The sequence below is a fragment of the Halorarius litoreus genome, assembly GCF_024362405.1.
GTDB classification, from domain to species: Archaea; Halobacteriota; Halobacteria; order Halobacteriales; family Haloarculaceae; genus Halorarius; species Halorarius litoreus.
The window spans coordinates 3908334-3925818 of sequence record NZ_CP101454.1; the positions used below are offsets into that span (position 1 = coordinate 3908334).

General features: G+C 69.1%; 17 protein-coding genes and 1 tRNA gene. 9 read left to right on the plus strand and 9 right to left on the minus strand.

The window, feature by feature from the left end:
- Positions 1-231: 231 nt before the first annotated feature.
- On the minus strand, positions 232-3870 hold the full coding sequence (locus NL126_RS20485; RefSeq protein ID WP_255196741.1) for a M14 family metallopeptidase: 3639 nt from the start codon (positions 3868-3870) through the stop codon (positions 232-234).
- A gap of 273 nt (positions 3871-4143) precedes the next feature.
- On the opposite strand from NL126_RS20485, the gene NL126_RS20490 reads away from it, so the two are divergent.
- Positions 4144-4689: a J domain-containing protein gene (locus tag NL126_RS20490; protein ID WP_255198879.1), complete on the plus strand. Its 546-nt coding sequence runs from the start codon at positions 4144-4146 to the stop codon at positions 4687-4689.
- A gap of 46 nt (positions 4690-4735) precedes the next feature.
- A complete protein-coding gene (locus NL126_RS20495) occupies positions 4736-4957 on the plus strand; it encodes a hypothetical protein (protein ID WP_255196742.1) in 222 nt (73 codons plus the stop codon).
- On the opposite strand, the gene NL126_RS20500 is transcribed toward NL126_RS20495, so the two are convergent.
- Both NL126_RS20500 and NL126_RS20505 read right to left on the minus strand, forming a co-directional pair.
- Entirely contained in the window at positions 4958-5884 is a 927-nt protein-coding gene (locus NL126_RS20500) for an alpha/beta fold hydrolase (protein ID WP_255196743.1), read from the minus strand.
- Between the two features lie 52 nt (positions 5885-5936).
- The gene (locus NL126_RS20505) at positions 5937-6710 is read right to left on the minus strand and encodes a DUF7839 domain-containing protein (RefSeq protein WP_255196744.1); all 774 of its coding nucleotides are present in this window, start codon (positions 6708-6710) and stop codon (positions 5937-5939) included.
- A 99-nt stretch (positions 6711-6809) separates the two neighbouring features.
- On the opposite strand from NL126_RS20505, the gene NL126_RS20510 reads away from it, so the two are divergent.
- Positions 6810-7496: a metallophosphoesterase gene (locus tag NL126_RS20510; protein ID WP_255196745.1), complete on the plus strand. Its 687-nt coding sequence runs from the start codon at positions 6810-6812 to the stop codon at positions 7494-7496.
- 3 nt (positions 7497-7499) lie between these two features.
- Here the strand turns inward: NL126_RS20510 and NL126_RS20515 are convergent, their stop codons facing one another.
- The 3 genes from NL126_RS20515 to NL126_RS20525 all read right to left on the minus strand — a co-directional run bounded on the left by NL126_RS20515 (position 7500) and on the right by NL126_RS20525 (position 9337).
- Positions 7500-8759 carry an NAD(P)/FAD-dependent oxidoreductase gene (locus tag NL126_RS20515; RefSeq protein WP_255196746.1) on the minus strand — a complete coding sequence of 420 codons (1260 nt, stop codon included), beginning with the start codon at positions 8757-8759 and terminating at the stop codon, positions 7500-7502.
- A 105-nt stretch (positions 8760-8864) separates the two neighbouring features.
- Positions 8865-9056 (minus strand): 30S ribosomal protein S27e, encoded by a 192-nt coding sequence (locus NL126_RS20520; protein WP_255196747.1) that lies wholly within the window; start codon positions 9054-9056, stop codon positions 8865-8867.
- Positions 9056-9337 carry a 50S ribosomal protein L44e gene (locus tag NL126_RS20525; protein ID WP_255196748.1) on the minus strand — a complete coding sequence of 94 codons (282 nt, stop codon included), beginning with the start codon at positions 9335-9337 and terminating at the stop codon, positions 9056-9058. The genes NL126_RS20520 and NL126_RS20525 overlap by 1 nt, the downstream gene beginning before the upstream one ends.
- Before the next feature lie 391 nt (positions 9338-9728).
- On the opposite strand from NL126_RS20525, the gene NL126_RS20530 reads away from it, so the two are divergent.
- From NL126_RS20530 to NL126_RS20540, 3 genes are all read left to right on the plus strand, one after another.
- The gene (locus tag NL126_RS20530; RefSeq protein ID WP_255196749.1) at positions 9729-11138 is read left to right on the plus strand and encodes a hybrid sensor histidine kinase/response regulator; all 1410 of its coding nucleotides are present in this window, start codon (positions 9729-9731) and stop codon (positions 11136-11138) included.
- 117 nt (positions 11139-11255) lie between these two features.
- Complete coding sequence (locus NL126_RS20535; RefSeq protein WP_255196750.1) at positions 11256-11522, plus strand: HAH_0734 family protein; 267 nt, start codon at positions 11256-11258, stop codon at positions 11520-11522.
- 65 nt (positions 11523-11587) lie between these two features.
- A complete protein-coding gene (locus NL126_RS20540; RefSeq protein ID WP_255196751.1) occupies positions 11588-12001 on the plus strand; it encodes a response regulator in 414 nt (137 codons plus the stop codon).
- Here the strand turns inward: NL126_RS20540 and NL126_RS20545 are convergent, their stop codons facing one another.
- Positions 12002-14263 (minus strand): DUF2298 domain-containing protein, encoded by a 2262-nt coding sequence (locus tag NL126_RS20545; RefSeq protein WP_255198880.1) that lies wholly within the window; start codon positions 14261-14263, stop codon positions 12002-12004.
- Between the two features lie 109 nt (positions 14264-14372).
- Here NL126_RS20545 and NL126_RS20550 point away from each other — a divergent pair, with 109 nt between their 5' ends.
- The 3 genes from NL126_RS20550 to NL126_RS20560 all read left to right on the plus strand — a co-directional run bounded on the left by NL126_RS20550 (position 14373) and on the right by NL126_RS20560 (position 15739).
- A complete protein-coding gene (locus NL126_RS20550; protein ID WP_255196752.1) occupies positions 14373-15140 on the plus strand; it encodes a glycosyltransferase in 768 nt (255 codons plus the stop codon).
- The gene (locus tag NL126_RS20555) at positions 15137-15604 is read left to right on the plus strand and encodes a GtrA family protein (protein WP_255196753.1); all 468 of its coding nucleotides are present in this window, start codon (positions 15137-15139) and stop codon (positions 15602-15604) included. The genes NL126_RS20550 and NL126_RS20555 overlap by 4 nt, the downstream gene beginning before the upstream one ends.
- Before the next feature lie 60 nt (positions 15605-15664).
- Positions 15665-15739, plus strand: a tRNA-Met gene (locus tag NL126_RS20560).
- A 191-nt stretch (positions 15740-15930) separates the two neighbouring features.
- Here NL126_RS20560 and NL126_RS20565 read toward each other — a convergent pair.
- Both NL126_RS20565 and hpt read right to left on the minus strand, forming a co-directional pair.
- Complete coding sequence (locus NL126_RS20565) at positions 15931-16626, minus strand: type 1 glutamine amidotransferase domain-containing protein (protein WP_255196754.1); 696 nt, start codon at positions 16624-16626, stop codon at positions 15931-15933.
- Between the two features lie 66 nt (positions 16627-16692).
- On the minus strand, positions 16693-17262 hold the full coding sequence (hpt, locus tag NL126_RS20570; protein ID WP_255196755.1) for a hypoxanthine/guanine phosphoribosyltransferase: 570 nt from the start codon (positions 17260-17262) through the stop codon (positions 16693-16695).
- Between the last annotated feature and the right edge of the window lie 223 nt (positions 17263-17485).

Consider the following 17485-nt stretch of genomic DNA (forward strand, 5'->3'; position numbering starts at 1 on the left):
TCGGTGGCTGTCGACGCTGATATCGCCCAGTCATGGGTGTCTGGCCCATATGCTCACCCGCGTGTGTCTGCATCTTCGTTATACATCTCCTACCCCCGGTGAAACCACGTTACTCGACGAGGGTCGAGAGTACGGCCGAGTTACTCGTTGCTCGCTGGAGGAGCGGGAAGGAGGAGAGAGTAGTAACGAGATACTGAAGCGTAGCTCGGCGATTACCAGGCGCCAGCCGGCTTACAGCCGACCGCCCGGCAGTTCGCCACCGAGGACACTACCGGTCGCGTCGTCGGCCCCGTCGTTGGTCGTGCCGTCAGCAGTCGCCCCGGTGTCGCTGGCCGTGTTCTGGCTCGCGCCGACGACCGTGACGGTCTTCGTCGACCCGCTCGCCGTGAGCCAGTTGCCGTCGACCTTCGCGGCCGCCGGTCCGAACGTGTACTGGCCCGTCGAGTCGGGCGCCTCCGCGAAGTAGTCGACCGTCCCGCTCCCGTCGGTAGCGTCGGCGACGACGTACGTGGCCTCACCCGAATCGTCGACGCTGCCCTCGCTGGTCCCGACGACCGTCCAGCCGTCGGGGACGGTGTCGCGGACCTCGGTCGCCCCGTCGGCCGACACCTCGACCGTCGCCTGGTACGTCTGCCCAGTGGTGAGGACGGTGCCGTCGTCACCGGTTCGCGTCGCCGAGACCGTCGTGGGAGCCGTGTCGACGCTCCAGTCGTCGCCACGCCCGAACGTGAACTCCTCGTCCCCGACGGTGCGGACCTGCTGGAAGCCGAGCGCACTCGTGAACACGAGGTACCCGAGGAACGACACCGTGTAGTCGAGCACGCCGAACGGGTGGAGGTTCGACTGACTCGCCGGCGGCAGCAGCGACCCGACGACGTGGATGCCGGTCCCCGAGTCGCTCGACGGCGTGAGCGATCCCGTGGCGACCTGTCCGTCCGTGCGGCCGGCGACCGACGAGACCGCCGGCCCTGTCGTGAACGCCGTCTCGTTCACGAGATGGTTCGGCGCCTCGCCGTTCACCTTGTAGCCGAGCGGCGCGACCTTCCACAGCTGGTTCTGGATGGGCCGCACATCGGTCAGAAGCGGGTGGGAGAGATCCTTCTCGGTGTAGCGGGCGACCTCCTGGAACACCGTCTGGACGTCGCCGTCGGCGAACTGCCCGTCGGCGACGAGGTCGTTGTCCAGGGCGCGCAGGAGGTTGACGCCCGTGTCGGTCACCACGAGGTTGTTCCCGGCGTCGACGAACTCGTCGAGCGCGGCGACGTAGTCGGGGGCGGTCGCGTCCCCGCTGATGCGACCCTCGGCTCCGACGAAGTCGTGGATGACGACGGCGTGGTCGAAGCCGTCGAGTCCGCCGTCGGCGACCTCGGCGACCGAGACGGGAACGAGTTCGCCGGCGTCACGCACCGCGGCGTCGTAGTCGGCGAAGAACTGGAACGGCGTCACCTCGTAGTCGCGCTGACTGTAGCCGAGTGCGGCCTCCGGGTCCGGGTTCGCTCCCGACGAGAGCGTCCCGAACATGACCTCGACTTCCGAAGCGTCGGCCCGGAGGTTCGTCAGCCGGAGCGTCCACTCGCCGGCCTCGGGTTCGGCGACGTCCCACTCGGGGAAGCCACAGCACTTCCCGCCGACGCGCTTCTCGGTGATGCCCTCGAACGAACGGACGACGTCGCCCGACGGCGAGACGAGTTCGAGGTCCATGACCGCGCTGTGGGCGTGCGTGTGGACCTGCATGCTGTGGAGGCCTTCGGGGATCTCCTGGGTTGCCGTCGTCGTCCCCTGCTCGGTGACGGTCGTCGACTGCCTGTAGAAGGCGGTCTCGGTCTCCGAACCGCTCCCCGAGCCACTCGACTCGCCGGTGAACGACGCCTCGATCGTGTACTGGGCCGCGACGTTCGCGTACGTCTCCGCGATGAACGTGTAGGTTCCCTCCTTCTCCAGCGGGGCGCTGATGGTCTCGGGGTTACTCGCGGTCGCCGCGCCGCCGATCTGCTTGCCGTCGGGGTCCTGCAGGTAGAACTCGAGGTCCTGGCCCGGCGGCGTCCACGAGAGCGAGGCGTCGACGGCGAACGGGTTCCCGTCGAGGTCGTCGGTGTGGAACGGCTCTTCGACGGTGGTCTCGGCGCCGGTCGCGCCGGGACCGATGGTGCCGCTCCGGGTGAACGAGTCGACCTCGGCGGTGTCGCTGGCGAACTCCAGGTCGTCAGCGGAGCGCGTGAGCGGGTCGCCGCTCGCACCGACCTCGCCGTCGACGATGTCGATGTCCGTCGGCGTCACGTACGCGACGCGCTCGCCGTCGCTCTCGCTCCCGGTCTCGACCTTGGTGTCGACGGTCGTGTCGAACTCGTCGGCGGTCGTCGGCGTGTCGGAGTTCCGCACCGCGAAGTCCGAGATGGTGCGGATGGCTTCCCGGTAGCCGATGACCTCCATCCGCAGGAGTTCGGGGTTGAAGACGTTCCCGCCGGCCATGTGCGAGAACGACATCTCGAAGTCGAGCGTCGTCATCCCGAGCCCGCCGAGTTCCTCGGGGTGGGCCATCCAGTCGAGCATCGCCCCGCTCACGGTGTAGTCGATTGTGTCGTAGATGGTCGCGTAGTCGAAGCCGTCGTCGGGGAGGGCCCCGCCGTAGAGCCCCTGCGGGTTCCCGAACTCGGCTCTGATGGGTTCGGTGGCGTCGCCGATGGTCTGCCACTCCGAGAGCGCCCCGTCGAGGTTCTCCTTGATGACCTCGCACATCGCGTACACCTCGTGGGCCTCCTCCAGCGTGTACTGGTCCTGGCTGATGAGCCCGAGCACGAAGTCGGAGAATATCGGGCCGCCGTGGAGGTCCGCGCCGTAGTTCAGGTTCTCGTACCCGCGGAAGTGCTCGACGATGGCGAGCGCGTCGGGCACCTTCTCGCGGATGTAGTCGGGCGCCGCCTCGGGCTCGCCGGGGTTGTGAGCGGTCGTGATGTACCCCACGGTGGGGTACTGGCGGTTCGTGTCGTAGATTTCGGCGTTGCCACGCTCGTAGAGCGGCGCGGCCGGCGCGCGTGGGTGCGACGCGCCTGGGCCTCCGGTCTGCCAGCCGGAGTCGTACTGTGGGTTGCGTACCGCCCAGCCGTCGGGGTTCGTGAACCCGAAGATGAAGACGGCGTCGTCGAGCAGGTCGGGAATCGAGCCCGCCTTGTCGTCGCCGCGAGCGATGTTCTCGATGATGCGGGCGCCGGCCTCCGCCCCGGCGCGTTCGAGGCCGTGGAGCGAACACGAGTAGAAGATCTTCTCCTTCTCCTCGAAGGAGGCGTCGCTGTCGTAGTTCGTCACCTCCGCGACGAAGATGTCCTTCGGGTCGTTGCGGTCGGTGAGGTTGTTGGTGTGGCCCGGTGACTTCCCGATGGACTGGACCCGAACCCGGCTCGGATACTGGGCCTCCAGTTGGGCGAGCCCGTCGGTCAACTGCTCGTAGGAGATGAAGTCGACCGAGCGCGTCGCCTCGGGGAACACCCCCAGCGGGTAGTAGCCGAGCCGCCAGAACGGGTTCGACCCCGGCGAGAACGAGAGGTTCTCCGCGGTCGGGAGCTCCGCGACGGTGACGGCCTGTGCGGTCGTCAGCTTCGCGTACGCCGCCGGCTCGGGCGTCTCGGTGGTCAGGACCTCCGCGGACGTAGCCGCACGGACGGCATCGAGCCCGGCGGCGTCGGAGACCCGGATCAGTGTCGGGACGCTGTAGTCGAGGGGAGTGTGGTTCTGGACGTAGCGATACTCGGCGTCGAACGCCGTGACGTCGGCGTTCGCGGTCGCGTTGCCGGGCAGCGACAGCGCCGCACCGGTCGCCGCGGACAGGCGGACGAAGTCGCGCCGGGAGATGGATGCGTCGTCGAAGGGAGTCATGCGTGCTCGCGGAGCAGTGCCCCGCGCTATCGTGGTCGGGGTACAGCACGCTACAAAGGGTTCTGACAACATCGTCCAAAGGCCCGTGTCAACACACGTCAGTACGGGCAAGAACACCCGGAACTGCCCGTCTACGGGGGGCTCGGCCCGTCAGATACCCGCAGCACGTGCCCCGCCCGAGAGATTCTTATGCGCAGTTCCCCAACTGAGACTGTGCTTCCGGAGGTGCTGACCGAGCTTCCTCGGTGGCTCGTTCTCGGTGTCGGGCTGGGGATGCTGGCCAGCATCGGCGTCGCCGGAGTGTTCGCGGTCGGCGTCCACCTGTTTCCGACGCAGCCACGCAAGACGGCCGAGATCGTCGACGGCGACGCCCGGCGTCGCACCGAGATTCGCCAGTACCTCTCGGCCATCGGCGAGGCGTTCGCCGAGGACCACTTCGTCGAAGGCCAGGAGGTCGCCTTCTACCTCCCGAAACGCGACGTCGCCATCACGTTCGACGCCCGTGCGTACTACCGTATCGAGCGATCACCGACCTACGCCGTCCTCTGTGAACACGAGATGCCGGGCGTCAATCTGGGGTATCGGCTGCCGTTCGACACCCCCGAGGTCGAGTTCGGCGACGAGGAGGAGACGGACATCGACCCCCGGGAGGCTGCCTTCTCGGTGCTCGGGCTTCCGTCGGGGGCGAGCGAGCGCGAGGTGAAAGCCGCCTACCGCGAGAAGGTGAAGGAGGTCCACCCCGACCACGGCGGCGATACCGACGAGTTCCGGCAGGTCCGCGAGGCGTACACGACGGCACAGAAACACGCCCGCGCCTGAGGGCCGGGACCGCAGGACACAAACCCGCCGGCGTGGTACGACGAGTGTGCGCGTCGAAATCACCGATGTGGTCGTCGAGCAGTTGCGTGACGTACTGGAGAGCGGCGAGCTCGACGACCCAGCGAACTACATGGGCGCGCAGTTCGCCGCCCAGGACTTCGGGTTCGAAGAGCTGGCGACGTTCGTCTACGAGGCGGACGCCGCGACGTACTACGAGGCCGTCCGGCAGGCCGCGAAACGCTCTGACGCCGACATCCCGTTGCGGTAGCTACGCGGTCGAGCGCCAGTCGTCCGCGGCCCCGGTTGGGTCGCCAAGCGCGGCCGGGAACACCTCGTCGAGCCGGAGCATCATCGAGAAGTGTGCCTCGTCGTCGAGCACGTGGAGCGTCGCGTCCGGCAACTGTGCTGCCAGATACTCCCCGTGTCGGAGTGGCACCTCCTCGTCGAGGACGCCGTGCCACACGTCGACCGGACAGGTGACTTCGTGGAGGTCGAACCCCCAGTCACCGTTGAGGATGTGTGTCTCGGTCGCGACGCCGCGGATGCCCGACCGGAACGCCTCACGCATCGACGCCGACGCGCGCTCGCGGAACTCGTCGTCGCGGAGCGTCTCGCGGTCGGGCGCAGGGAGGGACTCGGCGACGCGCTCCAGCCCACGCTCGGAAGTGACTATCCACTGGACGATCGCCTCGGCGAGGTTCACCGGGTAGAGCCCCCGCGACCGGAACCGCACCCTATCGAGGACACTCGCACCTGGCCGAGGGCCGAGGGGGCGGCGCGGGGCGAGCGAGCAGACGAGCCCGATGCGCGTCACCCGGTCGGTGAGCCGAGCACCACACGCCAGCGCGAACGGCCCGCCACCGGAGATGCCGACGACGGGGAACCGCTCGAGGCCGAGGTCGTCAGCGAGCGCGTCGACGTCGTCCGCGAAGTCGACGACGCGGCGGCCGGGCTGGAACGTCGAGTGACCCATTCCCGGCCGGTCTGGGACGATGACGCGGACCCCCGCAGCGAGCATCGCGCCGTCGAACTCGTCGCTCATGAGCCGCGACCCGGGCGTGCCGTTGAGGAAGAACAGCGTCGGGCCGTCGCTGGCGCCGTAGGTCGCGTAGCTCAAGATTCGGTCGTCCGGCAGAACCAGCACCGACGTCCGGTCCGCCGCGGTGCGCGTCTCTGGGCGCTCGTTCGGGGACATCCTCCACACTACGACGCCCGAGACGATAACCGTTCATACGGTTGACGGCTCGTCAGAGGTCGGCGACCTCGTACGCGAGCCCCGCGTCCCGCAGCGCGTCGGTCACGCGCCCCGCGAGGTCGGAGGTGACGACCACAACGACATCGAGCCCGCGGCTCGCGGCGTCGGCGGCCACCTCGCCCGCCGCAAAGGTCACGTCCGGTTCGACCCCTGCGTCGCGGAGCGCGACGACCGCTTCGACGCCGTCTGCGGCGACGAGGTCCGTCCCGTCGGCCGCCGTCAGGAGCGCGGCCTCGTCGACCCGCCCACCGGAACGGACCGGCGGCACCTGATACACCGTCACCGAGCCGGGGTCGAGGTCGATGACGCCCGCGAACCCGGTGACGCCGACCACGTCGCCCGCGTCGGCGTCGGTGGTCGCGACGCCGGTCGCCGGCCCCTCGTCACCGGGCGTCGCGTGGAGCAAGCCCTCCTCGATGGAAAGTGAGACGGTCTCGCCCTCCGCGACGGTGGCGGTGGCGACAGCGGCGTCCTCCTGCATCGACCCGAGCACGTCCTCGGTGACGTGGTCGGCGAACCGACGGACGTCGGCGGCCTGCTGGAACAGCCAGTCGACCCCCTCCTTGGTGACCTGGTAGCGCGACCGCGCCTCCTTCTCGACGAACCCCCGCTCGTCGAGTTCGCGGATGTACTCCGAGACCGCCTGTGAGGTGACGCCGACGGCCTCTGCGATCTCCCCCTGGTTGACCGCGGGGCCCCGCTCGGCGATCTCGGCGAGCACGCGGAAGGTCGTCGCGGCCCGCTTGTTCTCGAGAACGTCGACCATACCGGTGGCAGGCCCGGTGGCTGTATAAACCCCCTGTCCCCGCCGTCGGCGAATCGGCTCCCGGCACGCCTTTCCCCGCCGAGTGACTATCCGGAGGCGATGGCGTTCGAGCTCCACGACCGGGCCGTCTACCTCCCCGAGGCGTCGACGCTCGTCTGTGCGGACCTGCACCTCGGGAAGGACGCCACCTCGAACGTGGAGCTGCGGCTGGGCGAACACGAGGACATCACCGAGCGGTTCGCCGCCCTCCTCGACCGGTTCGAGCCCGAGCGGACCGTGCTCGCGGGCGACCTCCTCCACTCGTTCTCGTCGCTTCCCCGGGGTGTCGTCGAGAGCGTCGAGACGCTCGAACGACACGCCGCCGCCGCCGGAACGGGACTGGTCGTCACGCCCGGCAACCACGACACCATGCTCGGCTCGGTGTGGAAGGGCCCGACCGACGACGAGGTCCGCGCGGGCGAGTGGGTCGTGTGTCACGGACACCGACCGCCCGAGTCCGCGGCCGAGGGCTACGTCGTCGGCCACGACCACCCGACGATCAGCATCGAGGGGCGGCGCCGCCCCTGCTACCTCTGGGGGCCGGGCGCGTACCGCGGCGCGGACGTGCTCGTGCTCCCGAGCTTCACGAAACTCGCTGCCGGCGTCGAGGTGAACCACATGTCCGCACAGGACTTCCAGACGCCGCTGGTGCGCGACGCCGACGCCTTTCGACCGCTGGTGTGGGACGACGACGCCAACGAAGTCGTCGAGTTCCCCCCGCTGGGCGAGTTCCGCCGGATGCTGTAGCGGCTACAGCCGCTCGACTTCCTCGGCGGCCACGCGCCCCGACTCCATCGCGCCCTGGATCGAACACCACCGGGTGTAGTCGCCCGCGAGGACGACGTTCCCCTCGGGTGCGGTGGGCGCGGGCAGGTCCTCGCGGAAGCCCGGGGGCTGCGGGAACTGCGCGAACTCGACGCGGTCGGTGTGGAGCAGTTCGAGGTCGTCGAACCGCGTTTCGGGGTACCACGAGCCGAGCGCGTCGCGGACCTCCTCTGCGAGCTCCTCGTCGCTCTCTGCTTGCGTCCCGAGGAAGTTCGCCACCAGCAACTGCTGGCCATCCGGTGCGTACGTCGGTTGGGCCGCGGACGACGGCGACACCGTGTTCGGTCGGTCGTCCGCGCTGTTGAGAACGATGCGCCGGTCGGTCCGCAGGTTCCGGTGGTCGGGAAGCGCGAAGTGCTGGGTGACGCACGCCTTGGCCTCGGTCGGAGTCGAAACGCCCGTCAGCTCCCCGGCGGTCTTGGGGTCGGTGGCGACGACTGCGGCGTCCGCGTCGACGGTCTCGCCGTCGACGGTGAGGCTCGCACCGTCGTCGTGGCCGTCGACCACCGAGACGCGCGTGCCGCGTTCGATGCTCGCGCCCGCTCGCTCGGCTCGTGCCGCGAGCTGTTCGGGAATCGCCCCCATCCCCTCGGCTGGCAGCCCGATGGCTCCCTCCGAGAGCATCTTGTAGGTGTACTCGAACACCGCCGCCGAGGTGCCGAGCGAGCGGTCGAGCGTGATACCGCCGTAGAACGGCGCGACGAACCGTTCGGCGTACGCCCGCGAGAACCCCTGGTCGGCGAGATACTGCTCGATGGTTTGGTCGGCGGTGGGGCCGTCGAGGATGGTCTCGGGGTCGCGCCCGGAGAGTTCTCGCTGGAGGCGGAACGTCCCGAGTTTGTCGCGGACCTGGATGTCCGGATTGAGAACGGTGTCGACGAGCGTCGAGGGGGCACGGAAGGGGTCGGCGAGCGTCGACCGGTGATTCGGGCGAGCGAGCGTCGCCCCGGCGACGAACTCGCCGAGGTCGAGCGCGTCGAGGTCGAGTTCGCGCTGGACCGCCGGATACCCGGTGAACAACACCTGGTAGCCGCGGTCGAAGACGAAGCCCCCCTCGTGGACCGAACGGACGCGCCCACCGACGGTGTCGCGCTCCTCGAACACCGTCACGTCGTGGCCGGCCTCGGCGAGCCGAGCGGCGGCGACCAGTCCGCCGAGCCCGGCGCCCGCGATGGCGATGTGCATGGTCGCCCTACGAAGGGGGCACTCAAAAGCCCGTCCGGTCGGTGTGCCGCGGTGTGCGGAGACGCGAAGCTATCGGGTGGGGAAACCGGGAGAGAAGCGCCGGCGTTACGCCAGCGGGTCGACGGTGCGGTCCTCGACGACGTCGACGACCTCGCCCTCGACGGCGGCGATGCCACCGGTCGGCCGGGCGAGCGTGTGACCGCACACCGCGCAGGCGACCTCGGTGGAGGCCTTCTGGAAGACGGTCTGTTCGTTCTCGCAGTCCGGGCACTTGACGAGGAGGAAGCTCCCTGCCATTATTCCTGGAACTCCAGTCGACCGGCGCGCCATCCCTCGCGGAGGTGGGCCTTGCCGCAGTCGGCACAGCGGTACTTCAGGTTCGTCTTCTTGGTGGGCTTGTCGCCACCGGGCACCTTCGAGAAGCGACCGGCGTTCCCGATGACCGCCTTCGAGCGGCGGGTGCGGCGAGCGTCCCACTTCGTCCCCGACGAGCGACCCCGTCGAACTTTCTCCACCTCGTGCTCGTGGTGGGTCTTGCAGTGCGGGCAGTACGTGTTGAACCGGCGTGGCATCTGCATGGTTGTTACGCGAGGCTAACGCGTCCCCCGTTAAAACGCGTTTGGTTTCACGCCTCCTCGACGCGGGCAGGGTAGCGGCAGTCGAGCGTCGTCGACGACGGAACGCGCACCGTGGCCGCCACGGCAGCGAGCGCGCGAGGCTGTCGCCGACCTCCTCGCCGACCTCGAACGCGGATTCGAAGCGATGGCGGTCGATGAGCTCACCGCCGACTGAGCCCGTGACACTCGGCAGCGGGAATCGCCACACGATTCATATCGATTGGAGCCCGACGGGGTGCATTGGCACGGACGTGGCGATGAGGACGGACCGACCCCGGTGGGGAATGCGCGTCGACGCGTCCCACAGAGTTCATGCTGATTGGGTACCGATAGGTTTCGAGGTAGGGGGCAGATGACGACCGACCAGCACGCACGGGTGGTGTGCGTCGACGCGGACCGCAAGGCGCTCGACCGAACGGTGTCGGTGCTGGCGGCCGACAGTCGGTTCACGGTCGAGGCGACGACCGACCCCGCCGCCGTCCTCGGGCTCGTCACTCGTGAGGGGGCCGACTGCGTCCTCAGCGACTACCGCTTCCCCGAGACGGACGGACTGGCGCTGTTCCGGCACCTCCGGGCGAACGCGCCGGAGCTCCCGTTCGTGCTCTACACGGCCGATGGCGACGAGGCACTCGCCAGCGAAGCCATCGGCGCGGGGGTCTCGGACTACCTGGTGAAGCCCGCTGAGGGGAGCACGCTGACCACCCGACTGCTGGCGGCGATTGCGACCGCCAGCGAACAGGTCGACGCCCGAACACAGCTCCGCGAACAGCGGCGGTTCGTCGACGATGCCCTCGACGCCCTCGACGACGTGTTCTACGTCATCGACACCGACGGCCGGATGGTCCAGTGGAACCGCCGGTTCAACGACCTCTGGGGCTACTCCGACGCCGAAATCGCCGGGATGCGCCCGTGGGAGTTCGTAGAGGAGACGGACCGCGAGAAGGTCGAGACGACCATCGACACGATCCTCGAGGAGGGAGAGGGAACCGTCGAGGTGACCGCCGTGCTCGCCGACGGGAGCAACGTTCGGCTCGACCTCCACGGCCGGCGACTGACCGACTCGGAGGGAACCGTCGTGGGCCTCTGTGGCATCGGTCGTGACGTCACGGCCCGCGAACGGACGGAGTGGCAACTCCGGGCGCAGAACGAACAGCTCGAGGAGTTCGCGAGCGTCCTCAGCCACGACCTCCGGAACCCGCTTGCGGTCGCCGAGGGCTACCTCCAGTTGGCCCGCGAGGAGCACGACTCCGTCTACCTCGAGAACATCGCGACCGCCCACGAACGGATGGCACGGCTCATCGACGACGTGCTGACGACGGCCCGACAGGGAACGACCGTCGATAGCACGGAGCCGGTGTCGCTGTCGGCCGCCGTGCAGGGAGCGTGGAACTCCGTAGCGACCGATGGGGCGACACTCCGCATCGAGACCGACCGCACGGTCGACGCGGACCCGAGGCGATTCCAGCGGATACTGGAGAACCTCCTGCGCAACGCGGTCGAACACGTCGGCCCCGACGTGACCGTCACCGTGGGCGACACCCCCCACGGGTTCTACGTCGGCGACGACGGCCCCGGCATTCCGCCCGAACTCCGCGAGCGCGTGTTCGACGCGGGTGTGACCACCGCCGACGGCACCGGCTTCGGGCTGAACATCGTCCGGAGCCTCGCACAGGCACACGGCTGGGCCGTCTCCGTCCGTGAGTCACCAGAGGGCGGCGCTTGCTTCGAGTTCGTCGAATCGCCCACCGTGGACGACGACTGACCGCGATGCGATGCTCGTGGCGGCCGCGCGCACCCCGCTCGCGACGGTCGGGATTGGGGCCGCGAGCGGCTGCCCCCCTTCGAAGCGCTTAATGGGCGGGTTTCCGAAGCAGGCTGCATGAAGCGACTCATCATCCACGGGGACCCCGGCATCCGCAAGGACGCGGTCATCGAGGTGGACGGCGAGGAGTACGTCTGCTTCGGCATCAGCCGGCAGGGTGACTGGCACGGCCCGGACGAGGTTCAGCTCTGGTGTACCGTTGGGAGCGCGGACGAGCGCGAAGCGTTCGACCGACGGGACTTCATCCCGATGCACCTCGACGTCGAAGCGGTCGACGCTGGCGCGGTCACCGTCATCAAGGCGAAGGGCGAACTCGCCGTCTGAACCGGGGAATTTCACGCGGAGAGAACGCCCGCGACAGTTTTAGCCTGGTACGTCCAACCGGGGCTATGGTGGGGAGGACCGAGCTCGGCGTTCTGCACGTCGACGACGATTCAGCGATACTGCAGCTCCTCGTAGCGTATCTCGATCGCCGCGACGTCGAGATACGGCTGACGAGCGTGACGACGGGGGGAGACGCGCTCGACCGGCTCCAGGCGGCGCCGGAGGCGTTCGACGTCGTCGTCTGCGACTATTCGCTGGCATCGCCCGGCGGCGTCGAGTTCCTCGAGATCATGCGCGAGTCGTTCCCGGACCTGCCGGTCATCGTCTTCACGGGGCGGGCAGAGGCTGAGGAGACCGTCCGCGACCACGGCGCAGCCGACTTCTTCGTGAAGGGAGACGCCGGGACGCTCGACGACCTCGCCGAGCGCATCGTCGAGGTGGTCGACGGCTTCGACCATCGGGTCGAGCCGGCCGACTGACTACAGCGCCGACTGGTCGACTTCGAGCAGCACCACGTCGCCGTACTGGCCCTCGACGCTGACGCCGTCGACGCGCTGTATCGTGATGGTGCCGTACCGCTGGCGCTCGGCGGGCCCGACGTAGACGTACTCGACGTCGTACTCGGCCAGGAGTGCGCGCTGGGCGGCGGGATCGGCGGCGGTGTAGATGGTCCGGGTGTCGACGACGCGCTGCTGGTACGCCTCGGGGGTCCGGTACTGCGCCTCGTGGAACCAGCCGGCGACGGTCGGCATCCCGGTCAGGCTGGCGGGGGCGCTCGCCCCCTTCCCCTCGCTCGGCCGCCAGTAGTAGCCGGCGGGCGCGGCGGTGACGATGTGGGGGCGGCCCTCCATGCGGTCGATGCGCCGGATGGCCTCGGCCTCACCCGGATGGCTGACTTCGAGGAACGCCGTCGCGTCGAGGGTCGGCCCCACCGCGTTCGACGTGGGGGACCCCCGGTTGACGTGCTGTGGGACAGCGAAGCCCGCGTACAGCGCCGTCGAGAACACGAGCAGCGCCGCGAGCACACGGCCGAGTCCCCGCCACGTCGCGGCGTTCGGCGTCGAGAGCGACGAGCGGCCGGCGTCGGCGAGACGCGCCAGCGCGACCCCTGCGGCGGGCGCCCACAGCACCCACACCTGCATGTACGTCTTGAAGACGGTGTTGAGCCGGTTGCCGGCGCCGTACTGCGGTTCGAGCACGTACGCGAACTCCACGATGAGCGCGATGCCCGCGCCCGCGAGCATCAGGAGCGTCTCGAAGCCGACGTCCCGACGAGCCCGCAACAGCAGCCAGCCGCCCACGATGAGCGGGAGGAACAGCGCGACTGCGGCGGCGTTCGCGAGGACGGCGGCGAGCGCGAACGCGAGGACCGCCACCGCCACGAGCCAGGGACGCTCGAGTCCGCTCCCGGCGCGGCGCGCGAGGTAGGGACCGAACGCGAGCAGGAACGCACCGTGGACGACGAGGAGGCTGCCGAGGTCGGCCCGGTCGGGGAAGAACGCGATCGAGCGCGTCGAGGCGGTGCCCAGCCAGAACGGCAGGACCCACAGTCCCGCGACGGCGAGCGTGCCCACCGCGAGCGCCAGCGCGAGGACGTCACGCGAGAGTTCGCCGCGGACGGTGAGCGGTTCGCCCGCTGGGAGCCGGGTCGCGACGGCGTCGGGGAGCAACGTCCGTGGGCTCGCAGGCGCGAGCGCGAGTGTGAGGAACGGGAGGCCGAGCGCCGACGCCGGGAGCGACCAGGTGTTGACGACGGCGACGAGCCCAGCGACCGGCGTGACCGCGGCGACGAGCAGCCGGCGGCGGTTCACCTCCTCCTCCGGAGTTCGCCAGTAGGCGTAACAGAGCGCCGCCACGAGCAGGAGAAAGCCCGTCGAGGTCATGTGGGCGTGGAGGTCGCCGTTGAGCCACGAGAACAGCGGGAACTCGTTGATGGTCCCCGGAATCACGCGGCTCGACGACCAGTAGGAGAACGACTCCGGGGTCCACTGCAGACCCTGTGTGGTGGCGGCAGACCCACCCACCAAAGCACGGGCGAGGCCGTTCGGGAGCAGCCAGAGGACGACCTGCCCGACGAGATAGAGGTTGCTCGCGAACCCGACGAAGAACGCGCCGAGCCCCGCGGCGAGTCGCCGGGGGCCCCCGTGGTCGGCGGCGATAGCGCCGGCGAGGCCGTACGCCCCCGTGACGAGCGTCGCGTAGAAGCCCGCGAGCGCGAGATTGTAGGCGTATCGCGCCGGGGTGAACGTCAGCTGGGCCAACAGCGCCGCGATGACGTGGCCACCGTAGTAGTACTTCACCGGCTCGCCCGCGAACCACATGTCTTCGGGGGGGAGCGCCGGGGCACGGAGCAGCGACTTGAGGAGGCCGTAGTCGAGGAACTTCTCGCCGCCGAGGGGGGTCACCGCGGGGTCGACCGCCCGAAGGCCGACGACGAACAGGAACGCGAGGATGAACACGACCGCGACCTCGGCGTAGTCGCGGACATCGAGGTCGACCCGGCGGCCGGTCACGAGCGAGAGTGCGACGAGAACGGCGACCCCTGCAAGGAGCGCGACGAAGCCGAACGCGAGGTGGCCGACGAGGTAGCCCACGATGCCGAGCGTCGCGAGCGACAGCGGAACGGCGAACGCGGCGCCGCGGTCGTGGAACGGTTCGAACAGCGTCGCGGCGACCGGGAGCGCAGCCAGCCCGAGGACCAGATAGGCGGCGAGCCAGACGAGGACGAACCCGTACTCCATCACCGGTAGGGAGTGTCCGTCGGGCATACCTCTTTTGGAGTCGTGTGGGGGCTGTGCGGGGGACAGGCGGAGTCGAACGGCTTTTGGCTCGGCGGGCGGACGTGGGGATATGCACCGGTCGCTCGGCGTGGTGGTCCCCGCCTTCCGCCCGGACGTGGCTCGCCTCCGCGAGTACGTGACGGCGATTCACGAGCGGCTGGACCCCGACGTCGTCCGCATCGAACTCGACGCGCCGACCCGCGCGTCCGTCGACGCGCTCGCGGACCTCGACGCCGACCTCGGAACCGTTCCGTATCGACGGGGGAAGGGCGCGGCCATCACCGCCGGCTTCGAGGCGCTCGACACCGACGTGCTGTGCTTCCTGGACGCCGACGGTTCCACCCCCGTCGAGTCCGCGGCTCGAATCGTCGACGCGCTCGACGGCGCGGACCTCGCCGTCGGCTCGCGCCGCCACCCCGACGCACGCGTGACGAGCCACCAGACCGTCGCCCGGCGGTTCCTCGGCGACGGGTTCGCCTGGGTCGCCCGCCGCCTGCTCGACGCGCACCTCTACGACTACCAGTGCGGGGCGAAGGCGCTCACTCGCGACACGTGGGAGGGCGTCCGCCAGCACCTCTACGAACCCGGCTTCGCGTGGGACGTGGAGCTGGTGGCGATGGCCGCGGCGCTCGGGTATCGCGTCGCCGAAGTTCCCATCGAGTGGGAGGACCAGCCGGGGTCGACCGTCTCGCCCGTCTCGACCGCCCTCGACATGGGCCGGGCGCTGTTCGTCGCCCGCCACCGCGCGAAACGCCTGCAGGACAGCCGCTTCCACGACGCGCTCGCAACGACCCGCGAGCAGCCCGTGGCGCTCGTCGACCGCGAGGAACAGCCGTGAGCGTCGTCGACAAGGTCCGGTCTCGGGTGCGGGCGCTAGCGCACGTGGACCGTATCGGTCAGTTCGTCTCGGTCGGGGTCGCCGGCGCGTCGCTCGAAACGGCCATCGTGTTCGTGCTCACCGGGCTGTTGACCGTCGCGCCGCTGGCGGCGAAGGCCGTCGGCGCGGAGGCCTCCATCACGCTGATGTTCCTGTTGAACGACCGCTGGACGTTCGCCGACGAGGGCCGGAGCGGTGTGTTGGCGGTGGGCCGGCGCTATCTGAAGTCACACGTCGTGCGGCTCGGGGGGCTCTCCGTCGCGTTCGCCACGCTGTTCGTGCTCACCTCGTGGACCGACATCCGACTCGTGGTCGCCGGCGCGAACCTCTGGCCGACCATCGCCAACGTCATCGGTATCGGCGTCGGGATGACCCTCAACTACGTCGCCGAGAGCCTCGTCACCTGGCGGGTCCACGCACGGTAGAATTCCACAGGCGGCGTGGCAATCACAACTCTTATTCATCCCACCCGAATACGAAGAGGTAGCGAGTTGGGATAGCCAGGAGATTCCGCCGGGCTCATAACCCGGAGATCGGTAGTTCAAATCTACCACTCGCTACTTCTCGAGCGAACTACGCCGCGAGGCCCTTCCTCGCGGCAACCGTGAGTGAAGGAATAGTGGCTGGAGATTTGAATCAGGGAGCGAACGCCGTGAGCGACCGTGGTGACGACACCAGCCGTGACCTGGTTCCGGCGCTGCCAGCACCGTGGCGCAACTCTCTCACCTGAAAAATCTCGCTGCAGACTCCGCTACGCGTCGACCTGTTCGATCCCGAGTTCTGCCAGCAGCGTCCGCGCCGCCGCGGCCGACGACGGTGGGCCGCGGGCGGTCACGAGGTCACCGTCGACCGTGACCGACGTGTCGGCATCGAGTTCCGCGTCCCAGTCACCGCCCGCGGCTTTCACCTCGTCTTCGACCCAGTACGGGAGCTTTCGGCCGTCGGGCATCCGGTCGTACTCGTCGACGATGCCCTCCTCCCACGCGTTCGGGAAGCCGGTCACGTCGCGGCCCGCGACGAGGAACCCGCCGTCGGAGTCGCGGGTGAACGCGAGGATGCCAACGGCGTGGCAGACGACCAGTGCCGTCGAGTCGTCGGCCTCCACGGCGTCGCGGAGCAGCGCCCGGGCGTGGCTGTCCTGGTTGACGTCCCACTCGGTGCCGTGACCGCCGGGGAAGACGACCGCGTCGTAGTCGGCTGCCGACACGGCGGCGGTCGGGACCGGGTCGTTCAGCCGCGGGTCGGTCTCGTGGACCTCGCGGACGTGTTCGGCCGTCTCCTCGCCGACCTCCTCGGGGTCAGCGGACCGCTCGTCGAGGACCGGTTTCCCACCGGAGGGGGTCGCGACGGTTATCTCGACGCCGGCGTCGTCGAGCATGGTCAGCGGCTCGATACACTCCTCGCCCCAGTATCCCTCTTCGCTAACGACGAACAACGCGTCAGTCATGCGGCGGCCCTAGTCGAGTGACACAAGAAAGGAGCAGGGAAGCCGGCGCCCTTGCCGGTGGTGGCGTCAGCCGTCGCCGTGCGCGTCTGTGATGACGACTTCGCCGTCGACGACGTCGACGTTGATGAGCGTCTTCGCGTCGTAGTTCGTCTCCTCCATCTTGTTGACGCCGCCTGACTTCTTGATGACCGCGACCACGTCGACGATGTCCGCACCGACGTCGTCGAGCGCGTTGACGATGGCGCTGAGCGTGCCGCCCGTCGAGAGCACGTCGTCGAGCACGAGCACGCGGTCGCCCGCCTCCACGTCGTTGATGTACATCTCGGACTCGGAGTAGCCGGTGACCTGCGAGAGCGCGACCTCGCCCGGGAGCCCGTACTCGCGCTTGCGGACGACGACGAGCGGGATGTCCGTCATGAGCGACACCGCCGTGGAGAGGTGGATGCCCATGGCGGCGGGCGTGACGATCTTGTCGACGTCCTCGAGGTTCGCCTTGCGGATGATCTTGATGACGATCTCGCGGAGGAGCGAGGGTTCGAGCATCGGGACCCCGTCGCTGATGGGGTGGACGAAGTAGTGGTAGCCGTCTTTCTCGATGATGGGTGCGTCCCGCAACGACTGCGCGAGTTGGTCCATGTCGCCGGTGCGGTGGGGGCGAGGTAAAAACTGACGATAGGGGTGTGCGCGTCGGTACCACGCCCCGGCTTTCGTCCCGCTGATGCGCGGTCGAGCGGCACTAACGGCCCGTTAACGATGGGGGTGTCTATCGGTTCGGTGCCTGGATCGCCCGTATCTGAGCCGCCCACCTGATACCCATCTGTCGGGAGTGGAAGAGAGTGCTTAGCTATCGTAATGCAAG

What these genes read in the sequence shown, in the direction of transcription:
- NL126_RS20485 (WP_255196741.1), bottom strand. Translation starts at nt 3,870, where the DNA reads ATGACTCCCTTCGACGACGCATCCATCTCCCGGCGCGACTTCGTCCGC.
- NL126_RS20490 (WP_255198879.1), top strand. Translation starts at nt 4,144, where the DNA reads ATGCTGGCCAGCATCGGCGTCGCCGGAGTGTTCGCGGTCGGCGTCCAC.
- NL126_RS20500 (WP_255196743.1), bottom strand. Translation starts at nt 5,884, where the DNA reads ATGTCCCCGAACGAGCGCCCAGAGACGCGCACCGCGGCGGACCGGACG.
- NL126_RS20505 (WP_255196744.1), bottom strand. Translation starts at nt 6,710, where the DNA reads ATGGTCGACGTTCTCGAGAACAAGCGGGCCGCGACGACCTTCCGCGTG.
- NL126_RS20510 (WP_255196745.1), top strand. Translation starts at nt 6,810, where the DNA reads ATGGCGTTCGAGCTCCACGACCGGGCCGTCTACCTCCCCGAGGCGTCG.
- NL126_RS20515 (WP_255196746.1), bottom strand. Translation starts at nt 8,759, where the DNA reads ATGCACATCGCCATCGCGGGCGCCGGGCTCGGCGGACTGGTCGCCGCC.
- NL126_RS20520 (WP_255196747.1), bottom strand. Translation starts at nt 9,056, where the DNA reads ATGGCAGGGAGCTTCCTCCTCGTCAAGTGCCCGGACTGCGAGAACGAA.
- NL126_RS20525 (WP_255196748.1), bottom strand. Translation starts at nt 9,337, where the DNA reads ATGCAGATGCCACGCCGGTTCAACACGTACTGCCCGCACTGCAAGACC.
- NL126_RS20530 (WP_255196749.1), top strand. Translation starts at nt 9,729, where the DNA reads ATGACGACCGACCAGCACGCACGGGTGGTGTGCGTCGACGCGGACCGC.
- NL126_RS20535 (WP_255196750.1), top strand. Translation starts at nt 11,256, where the DNA reads ATGAAGCGACTCATCATCCACGGGGACCCCGGCATCCGCAAGGACGCG.
- NL126_RS20540 (WP_255196751.1), top strand. Translation starts at nt 11,588, where the DNA reads ATGGTGGGGAGGACCGAGCTCGGCGTTCTGCACGTCGACGACGATTCA.
- NL126_RS20545 (WP_255198880.1), bottom strand. Translation starts at nt 14,263, where the DNA reads ATGGAGTACGGGTTCGTCCTCGTCTGGCTCGCCGCCTATCTGGTCCTC.
- NL126_RS20550 (WP_255196752.1), top strand. Translation starts at nt 14,373, where the DNA reads ATGCACCGGTCGCTCGGCGTGGTGGTCCCCGCCTTCCGCCCGGACGTG.
- NL126_RS20565 (WP_255196754.1), bottom strand. Translation starts at nt 16,626, where the DNA reads ATGACTGACGCGTTGTTCGTCGTTAGCGAAGAGGGATACTGGGGCGAG.
- hpt (WP_255196755.1), bottom strand. Translation starts at nt 17,262, where the DNA reads ATGGACCAACTCGCGCAGTCGTTGCGGGACGCACCCATCATCGAGAAA.